Source organism: Frankia sp. CpI1-P, assembly GCF_001421075.1.
Classification (GTDB): Bacteria; Actinomycetota; Actinomycetes; order Frankiales; family Frankiaceae; genus Frankia; species Frankia torreyi.
The window spans coordinates 1-18,020 of sequence record NZ_LJJX01000059.1; the positions used below are offsets into that span (position 1 = coordinate 1).

General features: G+C 73.2%; 9 protein-coding genes and 13 pseudogenes. 14 read left to right on the forward strand and 8 right to left on the reverse strand.

Annotation, left to right across the window (positions count from 1 at the left end):
* Positions 1-32 precede the first annotated feature (32 nt).
* The 4 genes and pseudogenes from FF86_RS68495 to FF86_RS26430 form a co-directional block, all read left to right on the forward strand.
* A partial coding sequence (locus tag FF86_RS68495; protein ID WP_396230107.1) for a hypothetical protein occupies positions 33-168 on the forward strand: 136 nt, incomplete at its 3' end.
* Position 169: 1 nt separating this feature from the next.
* Positions 170-229 (forward strand): annotated as a pseudogene (locus FF86_RS68500) (hypothetical protein); the annotation flags it as partial.
* A gap of 1 nt (position 230) precedes the next feature.
* Positions 231-776, forward strand: a pseudogene (locus FF86_RS68505) (transposase); the annotation flags it as partial.
* 69 nt (positions 777-845) lie between these two features.
* Positions 846-1,868: a bifunctional lytic transglycosylase/C40 family peptidase gene (locus tag FF86_RS26430; RefSeq protein ID WP_052681450.1), complete on the forward strand. Its 1,023-nt coding sequence runs from the start codon at positions 846-848 to the stop codon at positions 1,866-1,868.
* A 51-nt stretch (positions 1,869-1,919) separates the two neighbouring features.
* Here the strand turns inward: FF86_RS26430 and FF86_RS26435 are convergent, their stop codons facing one another.
* Both FF86_RS26435 and FF86_RS26440 read right to left on the reverse strand, forming a co-directional pair.
* A complete protein-coding gene (locus FF86_RS26435; RefSeq protein ID WP_055406246.1) occupies positions 1,920-2,777 on the reverse strand; it encodes an ATP-binding protein in 858 nt (285 codons plus the stop codon).
* A gap of 203 nt (positions 2,778-2,980) precedes the next feature.
* The gene (locus FF86_RS26440; protein WP_044887847.1) at positions 2,981-5,092 is read right to left on the reverse strand and encodes a SpoIIE family protein phosphatase; all 2,112 of its coding nucleotides are present in this window, start codon (positions 5,090-5,092) and stop codon (positions 2,981-2,983) included.
* Between the two features lie 343 nt (positions 5,093-5,435).
* On the opposite strand from FF86_RS26440, the pseudogene FF86_RS58175 reads away from it, so the two are divergent.
* The 9 genes and pseudogenes from FF86_RS58175 to FF86_RS58215 form a co-directional block, all read left to right on the forward strand.
* Positions 5,436-7,392 (forward strand): annotated as a pseudogene (locus FF86_RS58175) (HAMP domain-containing protein); the annotation flags it as partial.
* Position 7,393: 1 nt separating this feature from the next.
* A pseudogene (locus FF86_RS58180) lies at positions 7,394-7,787 on the forward strand (GAF domain-containing protein); the annotation flags it as partial.
* Between the two features lies 1 nt (position 7,788).
* Positions 7,789-8,099, forward strand: a pseudogene (locus tag FF86_RS58185) (sensor histidine kinase); the annotation flags it as partial.
* A gap of 1 nt (position 8,100) precedes the next feature.
* A pseudogene (locus FF86_RS58190) lies at positions 8,101-9,320 on the forward strand (ATP-binding protein); the annotation flags it as partial.
* Between the two features lies 1 nt (position 9,321).
* Positions 9,322-9,514, forward strand: a pseudogene (locus FF86_RS58195) (response regulator); the annotation flags it as partial.
* Positions 9,515-9,650: 136 nt separating this feature from the next.
* Positions 9,651-9,995, forward strand: a 345-nt coding sequence (locus FF86_RS58200; protein ID WP_242419667.1) for a PleD family two-component system response regulator, incomplete at its 3' end; no start/stop codon positions are given.
* Position 9,996: 1 nt separating this feature from the next.
* A pseudogene (locus tag FF86_RS58205) lies at positions 9,997-10,289 on the forward strand (response regulator); the annotation flags it as partial.
* Between the two features lie 529 nt (positions 10,290-10,818).
* A partial coding sequence (locus FF86_RS58210; RefSeq protein WP_396230103.1) for a protein kinase domain-containing protein occupies positions 10,819-12,381 on the forward strand: 1,563 nt, incomplete at its 3' end.
* A 900-nt stretch (positions 12,382-13,281) separates the two neighbouring features.
* Positions 13,282-14,109 (forward strand): WD40 repeat domain-containing protein, encoded by an 828-nt coding sequence (locus tag FF86_RS58215; RefSeq protein ID WP_236705486.1) that lies wholly within the window; start codon positions 13,282-13,284, stop codon positions 14,107-14,109.
* A 95-nt stretch (positions 14,110-14,204) separates the two neighbouring features.
* On the opposite strand, the pseudogene FF86_RS58220 reads toward FF86_RS58215, so the two are convergent.
* Positions 14,205-14,498 (reverse strand): annotated as a pseudogene (locus tag FF86_RS58220) (DNA repair protein); the annotation flags it as partial.
* Position 14,499: 1 nt separating this feature from the next.
* Positions 14,500-14,855: pseudogene (locus FF86_RS58225) on the reverse strand (DNA repair protein); the annotation flags it as partial.
* A 312-nt stretch (positions 14,856-15,167) separates the two neighbouring features.
* On the opposite strand from FF86_RS58225, the gene FF86_RS26465 reads away from it, so the two are divergent.
* Positions 15,168-15,704 carry a MarR family winged helix-turn-helix transcriptional regulator gene (locus FF86_RS26465; protein ID WP_044887850.1) on the forward strand — a complete coding sequence of 179 codons (537 nt, stop codon included), beginning with the start codon at positions 15,168-15,170 and terminating at the stop codon, positions 15,702-15,704.
* Positions 15,705-15,837: 133 nt separating this feature from the next.
* Here the strand turns inward: FF86_RS26465 and FF86_RS26470 are convergent, their stop codons facing one another.
* The 4 genes and pseudogenes from FF86_RS26470 to FF86_RS58240 all read right to left on the reverse strand — a co-directional run.
* Entirely contained in the window at positions 15,838-16,119 is a 282-nt protein-coding gene (locus FF86_RS26470; RefSeq protein WP_044887872.1) for a metal-sensitive transcriptional regulator, read from the reverse strand.
* A gap of 98 nt (positions 16,120-16,217) precedes the next feature.
* A pseudogene (locus FF86_RS58230) lies at positions 16,218-16,756 on the reverse strand (allophanate hydrolase); the annotation flags it as partial.
* A gap of 1 nt (position 16,757) precedes the next feature.
* Positions 16,758-16,915 (reverse strand): annotated as a pseudogene (locus tag FF86_RS58235) (allophanate hydrolase); the annotation flags it as partial.
* 1 nt (position 16,916) lies between these two features.
* Positions 16,917-18,019: pseudogene (locus FF86_RS58240) on the reverse strand (amidase family protein); the annotation flags it as partial.
* Position 18,020: the final 1 nt, after the last annotated feature.

Below are 18,020 nucleotides of genomic sequence, written 5' to 3' on the forward strand. Positions count from 1 at the left end.
CCGAAGCCGAAGCCGAAGCCGAAGCCGAAGCGTTGCCGTTACGGCTGATCACGGACGTTCTCACCACCCAGGCGACCGTCCCCGACGTGAAGGCCACCCTGCCCGTCCAGGCCGCCCTCGCCGAGCGTGGCCTCGCCCCCGCCGAGCACTACCTCGACGCCGGCTACTNCTCCGCCGACCTGATCCACGACGCCGCCACCCGCGGCATCACCATGGTCACCCCCGCCCTNCTCGACCACTCACCCCAGGCCAGAGCCGGCGCCGGCTTCGACAAGGCCGCGTTCCGGATCAACTGGAAAGCCCGCCAGGCCCGCTGCCCGCAAGGCCACACCAGCACCGGCTGGTACCCCGTCCGCCAGCACGACCGGGACGCCATCGTCGTGCAGTTCGCCCACACCGACTGCCACCCCTGCCCCACCCGCACCGAGTGCACCACCGCGGCGCGTGGCACCCGCTACCTCAGCCTGCGCCCCCAAGAACTCCACGAGACCCTCACCGCCGCCCGCGCCGAACAGGCCACGGACACCTGGAAGACCCGGTACGCGCTGCGCGCCGGGATCGAGGGCACGATCAACCAGGCCCTCGATGTCACCGGCCTGCGCTACGCCCGCTACTGCGGCCTACCCAAGACCCGCCTCCAACACGCCTTCTCCGCCACCGCGGTCAACATCATCCGCCTCGACGCCCACGGGAACCCCGACCAACCGGCCTTCACACCCCGCACCAGCAGACTCACCCGCCTCAGCCACCAACTCGCAACCCAAACCCCGAATTAAGCAGCAGAGTCTTCACCGCGATCAGCATCAAGTCGTCCTGACTCGTGATGAGGGGGTGGATCCCGGGCGATGGCGGTCGAGACCATGCCGGCGCAGGGAGCATCGACGCCACCGCTGGCGGCCATCCTCGCCGGATCGGCGATGGTGCTGGTCGTGGGCTTTGTCGCGATCTTCGGCGGGGCGATCTCCGGGGACTCCGGCGGCGCAACCGGCCAGTACGCGGACGCCGGGACGATCCCCGGCGCCTACGTGGGCGCGATCCTCAGTGCCGGTCAGACCTGCGCCACCCTCAGTCCCGGTCTGCTCGCCGCCCAGCTCAAGCAGGAGTCCGGCTTCCGGCCCGGTGCTCGATCACCGGTCGGCGCCCTCGGCATCGCGCAGTTCCTGCCCGGCACCTGGGCCAGCCACGGCCGGGACGGGGACGGGGACGGCCGGGCCGACATTCTCAATCCCGCCGACGCGATCCCGTCTGCGGCCGCCTACGACTGCTCGGTGGCCGCCGCGGTCGCGGATGTGCCCGGGGACCCGGTACGGCTCATGCTCGCCGCCTACAACGCCGGCCCGGGCGCTGTGCGTGCCTACCAGGGCGTTCCGCCCTTTTCGGAGACCCAGAGCTACGTCGAGTCGATCCTCGCCGCCGTGCCCGGCATGACCGCGGCGCTCAGCAGCGCGAGCGCCCCGATCGGACCGGCGACCGAGGCGGCCGCGGCCGCGATCGCCTTCGCGCGCGGTGAGCTTGGTGATCCCTACGTGCTCGGCGCGAACGGGCCGGATGCCTGGGACTGTTCCTCGCTCGTCCAGGCGGCCTACGCCGCGGCCGGGGTCAGACTGCCCCGCACGACCTACGACCAGGTCGACGCCTCCGGTCCGAGCATCGCGCTGATGCCGTTGTCGGCCTGGCAGCCGGGGGACCTGCTGTTCGCCGCGGGATCGGACGGAACCCCCTCGAATCCGGGGCATGTGGGCATCTACCTTGGCGGCAACCAGGTTCTGCACGCCCCGCACACCGGCGACGTGGTCAAGATCGTGACACTGGATCGTTACGAGAAGGTCACCCGGGTCACCAGGCCGTCGGCGCTGTCGACGGAGTGAGTCGCGCCGGCCCGGCGCCTGCGCGCTTCCATGGGCGGCGGCCCCGGGGCCTCAGAACAGTCGGGTGATGATCCTGGTGTCGGGCTGGCCGTCGTCCGATCGGGGGACGCCCGGCCCGGAGATGGCCGGCCGGATCCTGCCCGAACCGGGGCGGGACCGCCGCTGGGAGATGGCGGAGGTCGTGGATGCCGCGGGCGTCGCCGTCGGCCCGTCGGCGCGCAGGCCGGAAGACACCAGGGCGGCCCGCGGCGCGGCGGGGGGCGCAGCCTTGTCCGGCGGTGGCGTGGACGGCGGTGGCGTGGACGGCGGTTGCGTGGACGGCGAGGCGGGTCCATCGGAACGCCCCTGGTGCGGGTGTCCCGCGGCGACCCGGGTGGAATCCGTCGGGTCCGAGGTGCCGGCGGACGCCGGGGTGCGGTCGCCGTCGCGGGAGGCCGTCGCCGTGGCCTCGCCGTCGCCGGCGGGGGCGGGCTCGTGCGGCACCGGCAGGTCGAACCAGAGGTACTTGCCCGACTCCGCCATGACCGTCCCCCAGCTTCCGGCGAGGGCGTCGAGGACGAGCAGGCCGCGGCCGCCCTCGGCGTCGGGCGCGGCCGTGCGCCGCTGCGGCAGGACGGTCGAGGTGTCCGAGACGGAAGCGTGGATCAGCCCGGGGCGCATCTCGATGAGCAGCCACAACGGTGGCTGGCCGTACTTGACGGCGTTGGTCACGAGCTCGCTGACGAGCAGCTCGGCGGTGCTGCGGACGTCCTCGGGGAGCTGCGCCATCCGCATGCCCTCCCGCAGGACCCGACGGGCCTGGGGAACGGCCGAGGGCAGATAGGGAAGCTCGGCGAGTATGTGGGTCGCGGGTGGGCAACGCGAGGTCGCCTGCCGAACCACGTCCATCGGAACCGAAGACGCGCTCATCTACCACCAAGCCTGAACAACGAGGACATCGCTCATCGTGTACCCGCTCAGGGCCGATTGAAGCCTCGGAATCCGGATCGCACCCCTTGGGGCGATGCCCACTCGGCATTCGATCTTGCTGTGGACGCCGGACCTGCGTTTATGGCCGCCGACCGGCTTCGTCGCGGGGGGACGTGACGGCCGTCGCCACCACCCGGGGCCGGTCAGCCGGGTACCCGCGCGACCAGGATCGCGACGTCGTCGCGCAGGTTGCCGCCGGCGAAGCGCTCGGCCGCGGCGAGCACCCGGTCGGCGATGCCCTGCGCCGACAGCCCCGCGCACCCGGCGACCGCCGCCAGCAGCCGATCCTCGCCGAGCAGGTCGCGGCCGTCGCGGGCCTCGATCACCCCGTCGGTGTAGAAGACCAGCGACTCGCCGGCGCCGAGGGTGACGTCGATGCCGGGGAAGGAGACCTCGTCGTCGTCGAGCACGCCGAGCAGGGTGCCGGGCCGGCCGACGAGCGAGGCGTGCCCGTCGGCATGCAGCACCACCGGCTGGGGGTGCCCGGCGAGGAACAGCCGCAGCCGGATTCCGGCGGCCTGCGCGTCCCCGGCCGGGCCCCCGCCGGGCAGGCTCGCGGGGCCCGTGATCGACGCCGCGGCCAGGGTGCAGAACCGGCCCTGACCGTTGGGGTGCGAGGAGGCGGCGTCACGCAGTGTCCGGTTCAGTTCGAGCAGTACCTCGCCGAGGTCGGTGCCGCGCCCGGTGAGCAGCCGCAGGACGGCGCGGGCCACCCCGGTGACCGTCGCGGCCTCGGCGCCCTTGCCACAGACGTCGCCGATGGCGATCGTCCAGCCCAGCGGGCCCCACAGCAGGTCGAAGAAGTCCCCGCCGACGTCCAGACCGGCCGACTGCGCGGCGCCGTAGGCGGAGCCGAGATCGAGTCCTTCGATCATCGGCAGGTCCGGCGGGCGCAGCCCGGCCTGCAACGTGCCGGCGAGCTCCACCTGGCGGCTGTAGAGGCGGGCGTTGTCGATGGCGAACGCGGCCCGGCGGGCGAGGTCGGCGAGCAGGTCGATCTCGTCGGCGGCGAACGCGTTGCCCTCCGGGCGCCCGAGGGCGAGCACCCCGAGCACCCGGCGGCGGGCCTTGAGCACCATCACCAGGGTCGGGCCGCCGAACGCGGTCAGCGAGTGCACCCGGTCGCCGCTCGCGGAGCGCACCGCGGCCATCAGCACCCCGCCCGGGTCGGCCGCCGCCGTGCTCAGCGCGCCGGCCATGTTCTCCTCGGCGTGGGCGGCCGACCACAGCGCCGGATCGGCGTTCTCCCGATGCAGGTAGACCGCGCACCACTGGGCGAGTCGGGGGACCGGCAGCCGGGCCAGCAGGGCCAGCGAATGGCCGAGGTCGAGGCTGCCGGCGAGCAGGTCGGACGCCTCGGCGAGGAACGACAGCATCCCGATCCGGCGCTCCTCGGCGCGGCGCATGTCGCCGCCGCCGAGGGCCAGCGCCATCCACCGGGTCGCCAGCCGGATGCGGTCGACGTCGAGCCCGGCCGGGCCTGCCCCGGGCGCCGGCCACAGCAGCAGCTCGCCGAGGCTCGACTGGGTCGGGTCCAGCGGGAACGCCACCGCCTCGTCGGCCTCGCCGACGACGCCAAGGGTGGCCACGGTCTCGACCCGGCCGCCGTCGCGGCCGGGGCGTCGCACCAGCCCGGCGGTCACGGTCAGGGCGTCGACGAGCTGCGCGAGAAGCTCGTTCACCTCGCCCTCGGCGGTCAGGGCGCGCGCGGTGTCGCGGGCGATGAGCCGTGCCGGGCGCATCTGGGCCGGCACGATCACCGCCTCGTCGTCGGCGGTGGAGTCCTCCTGCGGGACGTCCGCGGAACCGAGCCGGAACCAGACGGTCTTGCCGCCGGGACGGTGCTCGGTGCCCCAGCTCGTCGCGAGCGCGTCGACGAGGGCGAGGCCGCGGCCGTCCTCGCGCAGCCCGTCGAGGCCGAAGTCGGCCTCCTCGGGGAACGCCGACGGCGGGCGCGGCACGTCCACCTTCTTCACCCGCGCCATGCCGATGCGCACCGGGTGCCGGTCGGCGACGCCGACGCGAACGCCGTCGCCCTCCTGGCGGACGTCGACGGTGGCCGCGGTGCCCGCGTGCACGACGACGTTGGTGACCAGCTCGGTGACCAGCAGGAGCGCGGAGTCGAGCAGGTCGTCGTCGAGCCGGCCGTGCAGCGTCTCGAGCACGAAGCGCCGCGCGGACCGAGGGGAATCGGGCGTCGGCGGCAGCGTGATGGCCTGCGTCGGCGTCGTCGGACCCCCTCCTACGCCATTCATGTCGCTCAGTCTCTCCTGCGTTGTCCATCGTGAGGCGGATACTGGCGGCTGGTGTCACCTGTCCACCGACGCCCGCCCACGCCGGTGCCCCGAGGAGACCGCCCCTGGCCCGGGCTCCTCCGCCCGGCCCGTCGTCCGAGACGATCGTGCCGACCGAGCTCAGGTAGGAGACCGATGAGTTCCACTGACGACCAGCAGGCCCCGGCTCGCCGTGATCCCGTTGCACCCGGCGGTGACGCTATCGCGACCATCGTCCCTCATGCGACCCGCGACGTGGACGAGACCCGGACATCGCGCACCTCGTCGGATGAGCTGATCGCCGATCTCCTGCACGGTCTGACCNGGTTGTGCGAGGGCGACTTCGCCACCCGCCTGCCGGCCCGGGAGGGGTATGCCGGCGACGTGGTGCGCAAGTTCGACGAGCTGGCCGCCATCCAGGAGCGCCATGCCGGCGAGCTGGCCCGGGTCAGCAAGGTGATCCGCCGCGACGGGCGGCTCACCCTGCGGATGGAGGACCAGGGCAGCCCCGGCGGCTGGTCGGACATGACCCAGGCAGCGAACTCCCTCATCGACGACCTGGCCCGCCCGACCCACGAGGTCGCGCGCGTCATCGCCGCGGTGGCCGAGGGGGACCTGTCCCAGCACATGGCGCTGGAGATCGCCGGCCAGCCGGTGCGCGGGGAGTTCCTGCGGATCGGCACCACGGTGAACACGATGGTGGACCAGCTCTCGTCGTTCGCCGATGAGGTGACCCGGGTGGCCCGCGAGGTCGGTACCGAGGGCAACCTGGGCGGGCAGGCCAAGGTCAAGGACGTCTCCGGGGTCTGGCGGGACCTGACCGAGTCGGTGAACTCGATGGCGGGCAACCTGACCAGCCAGGTCCGCAACATCGCCCAGGTGACCACCGCGGTCGCGCAGGGCGACCTCAGCCAGAAGATCACCGTCGACGCCCGCGGCGAGATCCACGAGCTGAAGTCGACCGTGAACACGATGGTCGACCAGCTCTCCGCGTTCGCCGACGAGGTCACCCGGATGGCCAAGGAGGTCGGCACCGAGGGCAAGCTGGGCGGCCAGGCGCAGGTCAAGGGCGTCTCCGGCGTCTGGCGGGACCTCACCGACTCGGTCAACGTCATGGCCGGCAACCTCACCACCCAGGTCCGCAGCATCGCCGAGGTGGCGGCGGCGGTGGCCCGGGGCGACCTGACCCGGCAGATCACCGTCGACGCCCGCGGCGAGGTCGCGGGCCTCGCCCACACCCTGAACACGATGGTCGACCAGCTGTCGTCGTTCGCCGACGAGGTGACCCGGGTCGCCTGGGAGGTCGGCACCGAGGGCAACCTGGGTGGGCAGGCGCACGTGCGCGGGGTCTCGGGGGTGTGGCGGGACCTGACCGAGTCGGTGAACTCGATGGCGGGCAACCTGACCAGCCAGGTCCGCAACATCGCCCTGGTCGCCACCGCGGTCGCGCGCGGCGACCTGTCCCAGAAGATCACCGTTGCCGCCCAGGGCGAGATCCTGGAGCTCAAGGACACCCTGAACACGATGGTGGACCAGTTGTCCTCGTTCGCCGACGAGGTCACCCGGGTGGCCCGCGAGGTCGGCACCGAGGGCGCGCTGGGTGGGCAGGCGCACGTGCGCGGGGTCTCGGGGGTGTGGCGGGACCTGACCGAGTCGGTGAACTCGATGGCGGGCAACCTGACCAGCCAGGTCCGCAACATCGCCCTGGTCACCACGGCGGTGGCCCGCGGCGACCTGTCGCAGAAGATCACCGTCACCGCGCAGGGCGAGATCGCCGAGCTCAAGGACACCGTCAACACGATGGTCGACCAGCTCTCCTCGTTCGCCGCGGAGATCACCCGGGTGGGCCGGGAGGTCGGCGTGGAGGGCAAGCTCGGCGGCCAGGCCACGGTCGCCGGGGTGGCCGGGACCTGGAAGGACCTCACCGACAACGTCAACCAGCTCGCCTCCACGCTGACCATCCAGCTCCGCGCGATCGGCGACGTGTCCACCGCCGTCACCCGCGGCGACCTGACCAGGTCCATCTCGGTGGAGGCCGAGGGGGAGGTCGCCGAGCTCAAGGACAACATCAACCAGATGATCGCCCGGCTGCGGGAGACCACCGAGCTCAACGCACAGCAGGACTGGCTGAAGTCGAACCTGGCCCGCATCGGCAGCAAGATGCAGGGCCAGCGCGACCTCTACGCGGTCTGCCAGATGATCATCAGCGAGATGACCCCGGCGGTCAACGCCCAGCAGGGCACCGTCTACCTGCTCGACTTCATCGAGGGCGACAAGCTGCGNTACGTCGCCGGCTACGGCTCGGTGCCCCGGCGCCGCTCGGACGGCACGTTCCTGTTCGGCGAGGGCCTGATCGGCCAGGCGGCGCTGGAGCGCAACCGGATCCGGGTCGAGCACGTGCCCGCCGGCTACCTCAACATCCGCAGCGGGCTGGGCGAGGCGCCACCGTGCGACCTCGTCGTCGTCCCGGTCGTCTTCGAGAACCAGGTGCTCGGCGTCATCGAGCTGGCCTCGTTCACGCCGTTCTCCGAGCTGCACCTGACCCTGGTCGACCAGCTCGTCGACACCATCGGCGTCGTCCTCAACACGATCATGGCGAACGCGCGGACGGAGGAGCTGCTCGCCCAGTCGCAGCGGCTCACCCAGGAGCTGCGGTCGCAGTCGGTCGAGCTGCAGCNCACCAACAACGAGCTGGAGGAGAAGGCGGCGCTGCTGGAGGACAAGAACCACGAGATCGAGCTGGCCCGCATCGGCCTGGAGGAGAAGGCCGAGCAGCTCGCGCTGTCCTCGCAGTACAAGACGGAGTTCCTGGCGAACATGAGCCACGAGCTGCGCACGCCGCTGAACAGCCTGCTCATCCTCGCCAAGCTGCTCGCCGACAACCCCGACCGCAACCTGTCCCGCAAGCAGATCGACTTCGCCGAGACGATCCACTCCGCCGGCTCCGAACTGCTCGGCCTGATCAACGACATCCTCGACCTGTCGAAGGNCGAGGCCGGCAAGATGGACGTCGACGCGACCACCGTGCGCACCGCGGCCCTGTGCGACGCCGTCGCCGGGGTCTTCGGCCCCGTCGCCGACGAGAAGGGGCTGGCGTTCGAGGTCAACCTCGCCGCCGACGTGCCGGCCGAGTTCGTCACCGACGAGCAGCGCCTGCAGCAGGTGCTCAAGAACCTGCTGTCCAACTCGGTGAAGTTCACCGACAGCGGCACCGTCCGCCTCGACGTCACCCTCGCTCGTCCCGACCTCCCGCACCTGGCGTCGCACCTGCGCTCGGCCGGCACGGTGCTGTCCTTCGCCGTCAGCGACACGGGGATCGGGATCGCCGCCGAGAAGCTGCGCATGATCTTCGAGGCGTTCCAGCAGGCGGACGGCACCACCTCGCGCCGCTACGGCGGCACCGGGCTCGGCCTGTCCATCAGCAAGGAGATCGCTCGCCTGCTCGGCGGCTCGATCGCGGTGTCCAGCGCGGTCGGGCACGGCAGCACCTTCACCCTCTACCTGCCGGCGGTCCCGCTCGCGCAGATGCCGGCCTTCGGGGTCACGCCGGGGGAGCCCGACGACGTTCTGATGATCGTCGGCGCGGCGGACGGTGGCTGGGGCCAGAACGAGTCGACGAGGGCGGCCCTGGCCGGCTCGCCGGCCGCGCAGGGCTGGCGCAACGGGGTCGCCGACCGGATCGGCGGAGTCGCCGGCCAGCGCGGCGGCGCGCCCACGCCGGCGCCCACCGCCGTCGGCGGATCCGGCCCGGGCTCGGGCGCCGCCAACGGTTCCGCTGCTGTCAACGGCTCAGGCGGAGCCAACGGCTCCGGCGCCGCCAACGGCTCTGGCGCGGCGAGCGTCCCAGGCGGGGCAGGCGGGGACGCGGCTCCTGCCGGTCCGGCCGAGAACCGGGTCTCGCCACCGGCCGCGACCGCCTACACCACGGACTGGCGGCCGGGCGATTCCGCGGTGGGCACCCCGTTCCTGACGGAACCGGCCGACACCGGCGGCCGGCTGCCCGCGGGGGACATCGACGACTCCGACCCGCTGGTCGGCACGACGGTCCTGGTCGTGGACGACGACGTGCGCAACGTGTTCGCGCTCACAAGCGCCCTGGAGATGTACGGAATGCGGGTCCTCTACGCCGACAACGGCCACGATGCGATCCGCACCCTCCAGCAGGACACCGCGCCGGTGCACCTCGTGCTGATGGACGTCATGCTCCCCGNCATGGACGGCAACGAAACGACCTCGATGATCCGGGACATGCCCGCCTTCGCCGACCTGCCGATACTGGTGCTGACCGCGAAGGCCATGCCCGGGGACCGGGAGAAGAGCATCACCGCCGGCGCCACGGACTACATCACCAAGCCGGTGGATCTCGACCACCTCCTCGGGGTGATGCGGTCGTATCTGTATTGATCAGATCGCGTATGGTGCGCATTCGGGTGTCTATCGGTGGGGCGGTGAGATGCCGTCGGGAGCGATCAGCGATGGTGGTGGGGTGGCGACTCCCACCATGGACCGGCAAGGCGATCGCGAAGGAGGAGGCGGGCGGGTGACCGAGCGGAGCGGCGGTTCCGTCGACGGCGAAGGCGGGCCGGCCGCGGAACGACCCCGCAGCAAGATCCTGCTGGTTGACGATCGGGCCGACAATCTCATGGCGCTGGAGGCGATTCTCGCCTCGCTGGATCAGGATCTTGTCACGGCGTCGTCGGGTGAGGAGGCGCTCAAACGCCTTCTCGTCGACGACTTCGCCGTGATCCTTCTGGACGTGCAGATGCCTGGGATGGACGGATTCGAGACAGCGCATCGGATCAAGCAGCGCGGGCGCACCCGAGACACCCCGATCATCTTTCTCACGGCGATCGATCGGGAGCCGCACCACGCGTTCCGCGGTTACNCTGTCGGTGCGGTCGACTACATTGCGAAGCCGTTCGACCCGTGGTTGCTGCGGGCCAAGGTCAGTGTGTTCGTGGAGCTGTTCGAGAAGAACGAGCGGCTGTCCGAGCTGGTTCATCAGCGGGTCCGGGACTTCGACCTGATGACGGAGGTCGCCGAGCGGCTCATCGCGCTCGATGTCCTGCTGGAAGGCGGGGGCGGGAGTTCCGCCGAGGAGACGATCGCCGCGGCCGGAGCCGAGGTGCGCGGTCTGGTCGCCCGGCTGCAGCCCTTCGCGCGCTCGAACAACACCTGAACGCCCGCGCAGCCGTCCGTCTGGTTCGCCGCGGTTGCGGGTGAGCGGGTCGGGGCGCCGGGTCGAGCTGTGGTGTGGGGTGACCCGAGGCGTCGGTCGGACGGCGGTGCTGGTCGCCTGGCGGTGCCGGTCGGTCGGAGTGCTGGTCGGTCGGAGTGCCGGTCGGGGCGGGTGGCCCGGGGTAGCGCGGGTGCCCGCCTGGGGGACCACTGGCGCGTGGCGGTCCGTTGTGTCGGTCACATCACGCCGTCGTCGCGGGCGGGTGACGGACACGGGCGGAGGCTCCGATCCGTTGCCGACGTCTCACGCTTCGTCGCGCTGGCGACGCCGACCAGCGCCAGATCGGCCCCCAGTCGCACCGGACCGCCCGTTCCGGACCGCTCATTTCCCTGTGTCCCGGCTGACACTGCGCCGCGATNGAATGGATGTTGTCCCCGCCCTCGCTCCGCGCCGATAGCATGCTTTTGTCGACCAGATCCGCCGGCGTGCCCGCCCAGCCGGTTTGTGCAGCCGTAGGAGGTTTCGTCGTATGGCGATTGCCCGGCGCACTCCCCAGCCTCTTGCCGGGCTAGATCCCAGGACTATCGGTCCGTATACGGTTGAACGGAAGCTGGTCGATGCCGGGACCGGACCGGTGTTTCTTGCCCGTAACAATCTCGCGCGGCCCGTCCTCATCAAGCTGATCACGGCGCCGTTCGCGCGGGACACGGAGTTCCGTCGCCGGCTGCGCACCGATCTTGATCATCTGCGGGGGCTGGCCCCGTTCTGCCTCGCCGCGATCCTGGACCTGGATACGCTGGCCCGGCCCCCCTACGTGGTCGTCGAGTACATCGACGCGCCGACTCTCGCCGCCAGCGTCGAGGACGACGGTCCGTTGCACTCGGCCGACACCGCCCGGCTCGCCGTGGGGCTTGCCGCAGCGCTGTCCGAGCTCCATGGCGAAGGAATTGTCTTCGGCGATTTGAAACCGACCAATGTGGTGCTTTCTGGGCGAGGGTTGCGGTTGGTCGACTTTGGTCTCGCCCGAGTGTTGAACGTGGTCTCCGCCGACAATTCGGGCACTTCCTCGTCCGGCGTCGGGACGCTCGCGTTCATCAGTCCGGAACAGGCTCTGGGCCAGGCGGTGACCGCCGCGTCCGACATCTTCACCTGGGGCGGCGTACTGCTGTTCGCCGCGACCGGCCGACCTCCGTTCGGCGCGGGCACGCCGCGTGCTCTGCTCCAGCGTGCCGTCTACGCCGAGCCCGATGTGTCGATGCTCGATCCCGATCTGCGCGACCTGGTCTCTGCCGCGATGCGCAAGGACCCCAAACGCCGGCCCCGCGCCGTCGACCTGCTCGAGCACCTCATGGTGAGTGCTCCCGAGGACGACCCGCGGACTGTCGCCGAACACGGCGTGATGGGACTCCCCGACGACGCTGCCGACGCCGTCGCGGCGACAGCCCGGGAGACGACGGTGACCGCCGGTCCGCTACCCGCCGCCGCATCGGTCGCCGACGATCATCGGCGGCCGGCGGCAGCGCCCGAGGCGGAGGCGGACCCGCGGGTTGAGCCCAGGGCGGAGGCGGCCCCGCAGGTTGAGTCCGACCCTGAGCCCGAGCCGGAGCCCGAGCCGGAGCCTGGTGCCGAGTCCGAAGCGAAGCCCGAGCCGGCGGTGGAGCCCGAGCCGGCGGTGGAGTCCGAGCCCGCCGGCAGCGAGATCTCGCCTGGTGCGACGGTCTCGCGGGCGGGGATGTCGTCGCACCCCGCGAACGCGTCGCCCGTCGCGGCGACATCTCCGCTGGCCGCGACCGGGGCCGGCCCGACCTCCTTATCCCCACAGGTCGGTTCCGGGCAGCCGTCCGGGGACGAGACGGTCCCGCTGCCCGGTGCCTCGCTGCCCCGACGCGTGAGCGGCGACGACCCGCCCGGCGAGGACCGGCCGGCGCTGCCCGCGGTCGTGACAGAGCCCGGACCGGACACCCCCACCCCGGCCCCGCGCCAGCGGACGCCGATACCCCAGCAGGCCCTGCGCGCGTCGTCCCCGTCTATCCGGCAGCTGGCGGACGCCCGCCCGGCCCGCACGGGAGACGTGCCGACCGCCGCCCGGCCGNCCGGGGCGGACAGATCGCCCCGGGAGGGCGACGTCGCCGTCANGGAGACCACCGGGATCACGGAGACCACCCGGATCACGGAGACCACCGGCACCACGGAGACCACCGGGACCGGCGGGGACCGGGAGGAGCCGGCGGTCGCGGCGCCGCACCCGGGTCGACCGGACCGCGGGTGGCTACGGCGCGCGCTGTCGCTCGGCGCGGCGACGTCGCTGCTGGTCATCCCGGCGTTCGCGATCCTGGGCACCGTGCGCGACCGCGGCGGCGCGGCGACGTCCCGCGGTGCCGCCGCGGCCGCGATCAGCCTGCTCGACCGGGAGCCGAACCTCGCCGGGCAGCTTGCCGTCGCCGCGTACCGGCTCGAGCCGACCGCGCTGGCCGCCCAGGCCCTGGCCGAGGCGAGCGTCCGGCAGATCGTCGCGTCGACCGGAACCATCCGTGGCCTGCGGGTCACCTCGGACGGCCGGTACCTGATCGCGGTCGGCGATGCCGGCGGATCCGTCTGGGACATCGCCGATTCCACGCGGGTACGCCGGGTCGGCGACCTGACCGCGGACAGCGCGGCGAACGCCGCCGGCCGTGCACAGCTCGCCGCCGGCTCCGGCAGCCGTTCCGCCGGCGGCACCCGGCGCGGTTTCAGCGCCGCGGAGCTCACCCCGGCCGGCGTGGCCGCCGCCGGTGGCGCCGGGACGGTCGACGCCTCGCGCGTGACCGAGACCGCCGACAGCGCCCCGCGGTCGGCCGGGCCGGCGCTGCGTGCCGTCACGATCGTGCCGCGCCCATCCGCGTCCGCCACCGCCCCGGTACCGCAGACCGTGGTGACGGCCGGGGCGGACGGCGTGATCCGGCTGTGGCAGCTCATCCCGCCACGGCTGGTGGGCGACGGCGCGCTGGACCAGGTGCGCACCGCCGCGGCCGAGGTCGCGCCGCTGGCGGACCTGCGCGGTCACGCCGGCGCCGGGACGGCCGTCGCGGTCAGCGCGGACGGCCGGATGCTCGCCTCGGCGGGGGCGGATCGGACGGTCCGGTTGTGGGACGTCAGCCGCCCACGCTCGCCGCGTGCCCTCGTCGTGCTGACCCGACCGTCGGCCGTCACCAGCCTGGCCTTCACCCCGGACGGGCGTTCACTCGTGCTCGGCGGCCCGGGTCGCCTCGCGGTGTGGGACGTCACCGATCCGCGGAACCCGCGAAGCCGCGCGGAGCGCACCGCCGCGGCCGACGTCCGGGCGATCGTCGTCAGCCCGGGTGGCCGCTGGTTCGCGGCGACCACCACGACCACCCGCGGCACCCAGACGGAGATCTTCGGGCTTGGCGATCCGCGGGGTCTGCGCCGGCTGGCGTCCATCGCCCCCGGACCAGCTCCTGCTCCCGGACCAGCTCCGAGCGCCGCGGCGGACCCGCCCGGGGCTCTTGCGCTGTCCGCGGACGGCCGGGTGCTCGCCGTCGGCGGCGCGGCCGGTCAGATCACGCTGTGGGACGTGTCCTCGGCGCCCCAGCCGGTGCGCCGGGGCACCCTGCCGGCCGGCGCCACCACCGGCGTGACCGCCCTCGGCCTCGCCGGGCCCGCCGGCACCCTCGCGGCCGCGGTCGGGGATGGCGTCCGGCTCTGGCAGCTCGATCTGCTCGCGGCCCAGGACGAGGTGTGCGCCCGGATCGGAGACCGCATCAGCCGCGAACAGTGGCGCAGCCAGCTCGGTCACCGTCGCTACGACCCGCCCTGCGACTGACTCCGCCCTGCGACGGACTCCGCCGTGCGACGGACTCCACCCTGCGACGGACTCCGCCGTGCGACTGACCCCGCCGGACGGTGGCGCGGGCACGGCTAACGGTCGAAGTGGCGGGCCGCGCCGTAGCCGGGCCCCTGCTCGGGCCGGCCGGCCCGGGAGGTCCAGCGCCACTGCACGGAGATGCGGGCGCCGACGTGCCCCTGCACCCGCGGTACCGCATGCAGCCAGTCAGCCTGGGCGCGCCCGCCCAGCACGATCAGATCCCCGCCGGCGGGGGACAGGTCACGCCCGCCCGGTGCCTGCGGGTCGTTGAGCAGCCGCCGGCCCGGCGGCAGGTGGCGCGACTTCACCAGGAACGGCCGCCGCGCACCGAGGGTGAGGATCGCGATNATCGTGTCGTCCAGCCAGCGCATCTCGCGGTCGCGGTGGAAGCCGACGCCGTCGGAGCCGTCCCGGTACAGGGACATGCCGAACCCGTCGAACTCCACTCCGTAGACGCGCCGCAGCGTCCGGTAGGCCTCCAGCAGAGCGGGGAAGGGCACCGGCGCGCCGCGAGGGACCCACGCGGTCAACCGCGGCTCGGTGACCTGGCGCTCGTAGCGCCACATGGCGCCCTGCCGCCAGGGCAGGCCCGAGCGCATCGCCTCGTGCAGCTCGTCCGCGCCGCGCAGCCAACCGCGAGTGACGTCGACCCAGGACCGTTCGTCCAGCCAGATCCGCTCCGAGCGCGCCGCCGGATCCACCATGCCGACGCCCGGCGACAGGGACGCCCCCGCGTCCGGCGGCGCGGCGGGCCCGCCCGCGCGGCCGGCAGCCGTGGCCGGTGGGACGGCGTCCGTCACCTCGCCGACGCTACCTCGTGCCTACCACGGGTCCCGGTGTGGGCCGATCTACGGTCGCGATGCGCCGCTGCCGTCACCGCGGGGCGTAACCTGCGGGATCGAGGCCCCGGGTACCGGTGGTGTCGTCGGCGTGGAACGGACAACAACAATGCCAACCATGATGGAGCGGCGTTTCCTCCCCACCGCGAACGGCGGGGTCGCCACGCCGCAGATCCGATGACCGGACGTTCTCCCGAGCCCGGCGTCGCCGACGGCTCGACCGTCCTCCCTTCGTCGACGGCCGGCGAAGCCGTCACCGGCCCCGACTGGGACGTGCGCCGACTCACCGAGGTCGTCACCCGGCTGCGCCGGGTGCTGCGGACAAGCATCCGTACCGAGTACTCGTGGGAGGCCCTGCCGATGGCGCAGGTCGAGCTCCTGCAATGCCTGGCCGAGGCCGACGGCACCCGCGTCGGTGAGCTCGCCGGGCGTCTGCGACTCGCTCCGAACAGCGTCTCGACGCTGGTGCAGCAGCTCGCTGACGCCGGCTACCTGCACCGGGAGCGCGACCCGGCGGATCGGCGGGCGGCGCTGCTGCGGCTCACCCCGGCCGGGGCGGCGGCCCTGGCCGGCTGGCAGCGTGCCCATGAGCGACGCCTCGGCGCGGCCCTGGCCCGGCTGGTCGAGGCTGACCGGACGGCCATCCTCACCGCCCTGCCCGCGCTGTCGAACCTGGTGGATGCGTTGGGTGATCGCGGCCAGCCGACCGGGTGACCGGTGGGGGAAGTGGCCCGGCGGGGGCTGNGGGGGTCAGCCCCGGGCCGGCAGGTACCTGGCGCGGGCCTTCGCGGGGGTGCCGGCGTGGATGCTCTGGCTCACGGTCGGGCGGGTCGGACGGGGGAGTACGTCAGGAGCGGATGAGCCGGGCGATCGCGGCGGACGCCTCCCGGAGCTTCTCGTCGGCGACGGGGCCGCCCTCCGCCGCGGCGTGGGCCACGCAGTGCGCGAGATGGTCCTCCAGCAGACCGAGGGCGACCGACTGCAGGGCCCGGGTCGCGGCCGAGACCTGGGTCAGGATGTCGATGCAGTACTTGTCCTCGGCGATCATGCGTTGCAGGCCGCGGACCTGCCCCTCGATCCGGCGCAACCGGGCGGTGTACTCGTCCTTGGCGTTGGTGTAGCCGTGCATCCGCAGCACCTTCCCCCACGACGACCAGTACCCCCCTACGGTACCTGTGAGGGTGCTGTCTCCGTCTGGGGTCGGGCCAGATACGACCGCCAGCCGCNGAGGGCGGTGATGTCCAGCGCGCCGTTCACCGCCGCCGACTCGCACAGGAAGCCCAGGGTGGGGCCGCCGGCGAGGTCGAGGGTTCCGATCGCCAGCGGAGACGGCACCTCGAGCAGGAAGCCGCCGGCTGCGGCCAGCGGCAGCCGCCACACCTCGGCGTCGATCGCCGCGCCGCCGGTGTGCACCCGTAGCAGGCCGGGACGGCGCGGCTGCGGGCCCGGCAGGGCGTAGAGCCGGTATCGGGGCAGGGTGCGGTCGTGACGCAGCAGTACCGCGCCGAGCCGGGTCAGCTCGCCGTTCAGTGGCAGCCCACTCATGTGCGCGCCGACCACGGCGAGGTCGAGAAAGCCGGCTGGTGTGCCCGGCCGGCCGGCGGGGCCCGACCGGGCCAGGGCGTGGCCGGTGGCGCCGACCGGCAGGCCCGTCCTGGCGTGCAGGCGCGCCGCGAGGTCCACGAGAAACTCGTCCCGGCCCGCGGGGGCGATGAGGGTCAGCCCGTGCGGGAGTCCGTCGGCGAAGCCGACCGGAACCGCGACGGNGGCCAGATCGAGCAGGTTGACGAAGGTGGTGTACCGCCCGAGCCTGGCGTTCAGGCCGATCGGGTCGGCCTGGACGGCCTCGACCGGGTAGGTCGTGGGCACGGTCGGCAGGACCAGCACGTCGATGTCCCGCCAGATCTCGTCGGCCTGGCGGCGCANGGCGCGCAGGTGGGTCAGACCCCGGAACGTCTCCACCCCGGTGATCGACGCGCCCGGCTCGAGCACGGTGCGGACGACCGGATGCACCTCGTCCGGCCGGGCGGTCACGAACTCTCCCACCGAGGCGAACCGCTCCGCCAGCCAGGGCCCGCCGTACAGCAGCGCCCCCGCCGCCAGGAACGGTCCCAGATCGATCTCGCCGGTCCGCGCGCCGACGCCGCGGATCAGCCGCAGCCCGTCGTCGTAGACCGCTCGGGCCCCCCGATCGCCGAAGAAGGTGAGCTGCTCCGGCCTGGCCACCCCGACCCGTAGCCCGTGTGGGGGACGCGGCGGATGATCGTTATTCCCGGACGCCCCCTGCTCGGGCGGGAACAACGAGGCCGCCGGGGCTGCGTCCGGGGCCGGCGCGTCGTCCGCCGGGGGCATGAGGGGCAGCCGGCGCGAGTAGGGGTCGGCGGCGTCGTAGCCGTTCATGACCGACAGGGCCAGGCGCGCATCCGGCACGCTGAGGGCGAAGACACTCAGGCAGTCCAACGACCGGCAGGCCGGGACCAGTCCGCGGGTGCTCACCAGGCCGCGGGAGGGCTTGAGCCCGACGACGTTGGTCAGCGCCGCCGGCACCCGGCCGGAGCCCGCGGTGTCGGTACCGACCGCGAAGGTCACGAGGCCGACCGCGACCGCGACGCCGGAGCCGGAACTCGACCCGCCGGCGATCAGGGTGGGGTCGAACGGCGACACCGGCGTGCCGTAGGGCGAGCGCGCCCCGGACAGGCCGGTCGCGAACTGGTCGAGGTTCGTCTTGCCCACGCAGATGGCCCCGGCGGCGAGCAGTGCGCTGACGGCCGGGGCATCCTCGGTCGGCTCGTAGGCGAAGCCCGGGCAGCCGGCCGTGGTTGGGAGGCCGGCGACGTCGATGTTGTCCTTGACGGCGAAGGGCAGCCCGAACAGGGCAGGCAGGTCCGGTGTCGCGCCCCCCAGCCCGTCCGGGTCATGGTCAGGCCCGGTCGCGCTACCCGTGCTGCCCGCGGGGGCCATGGGGGCGGTGGGAGCCGGGGGTGGCCCGAACAGGGCATCCCGTTGCGCGTCCAGGGCTGCGGCCCGGGN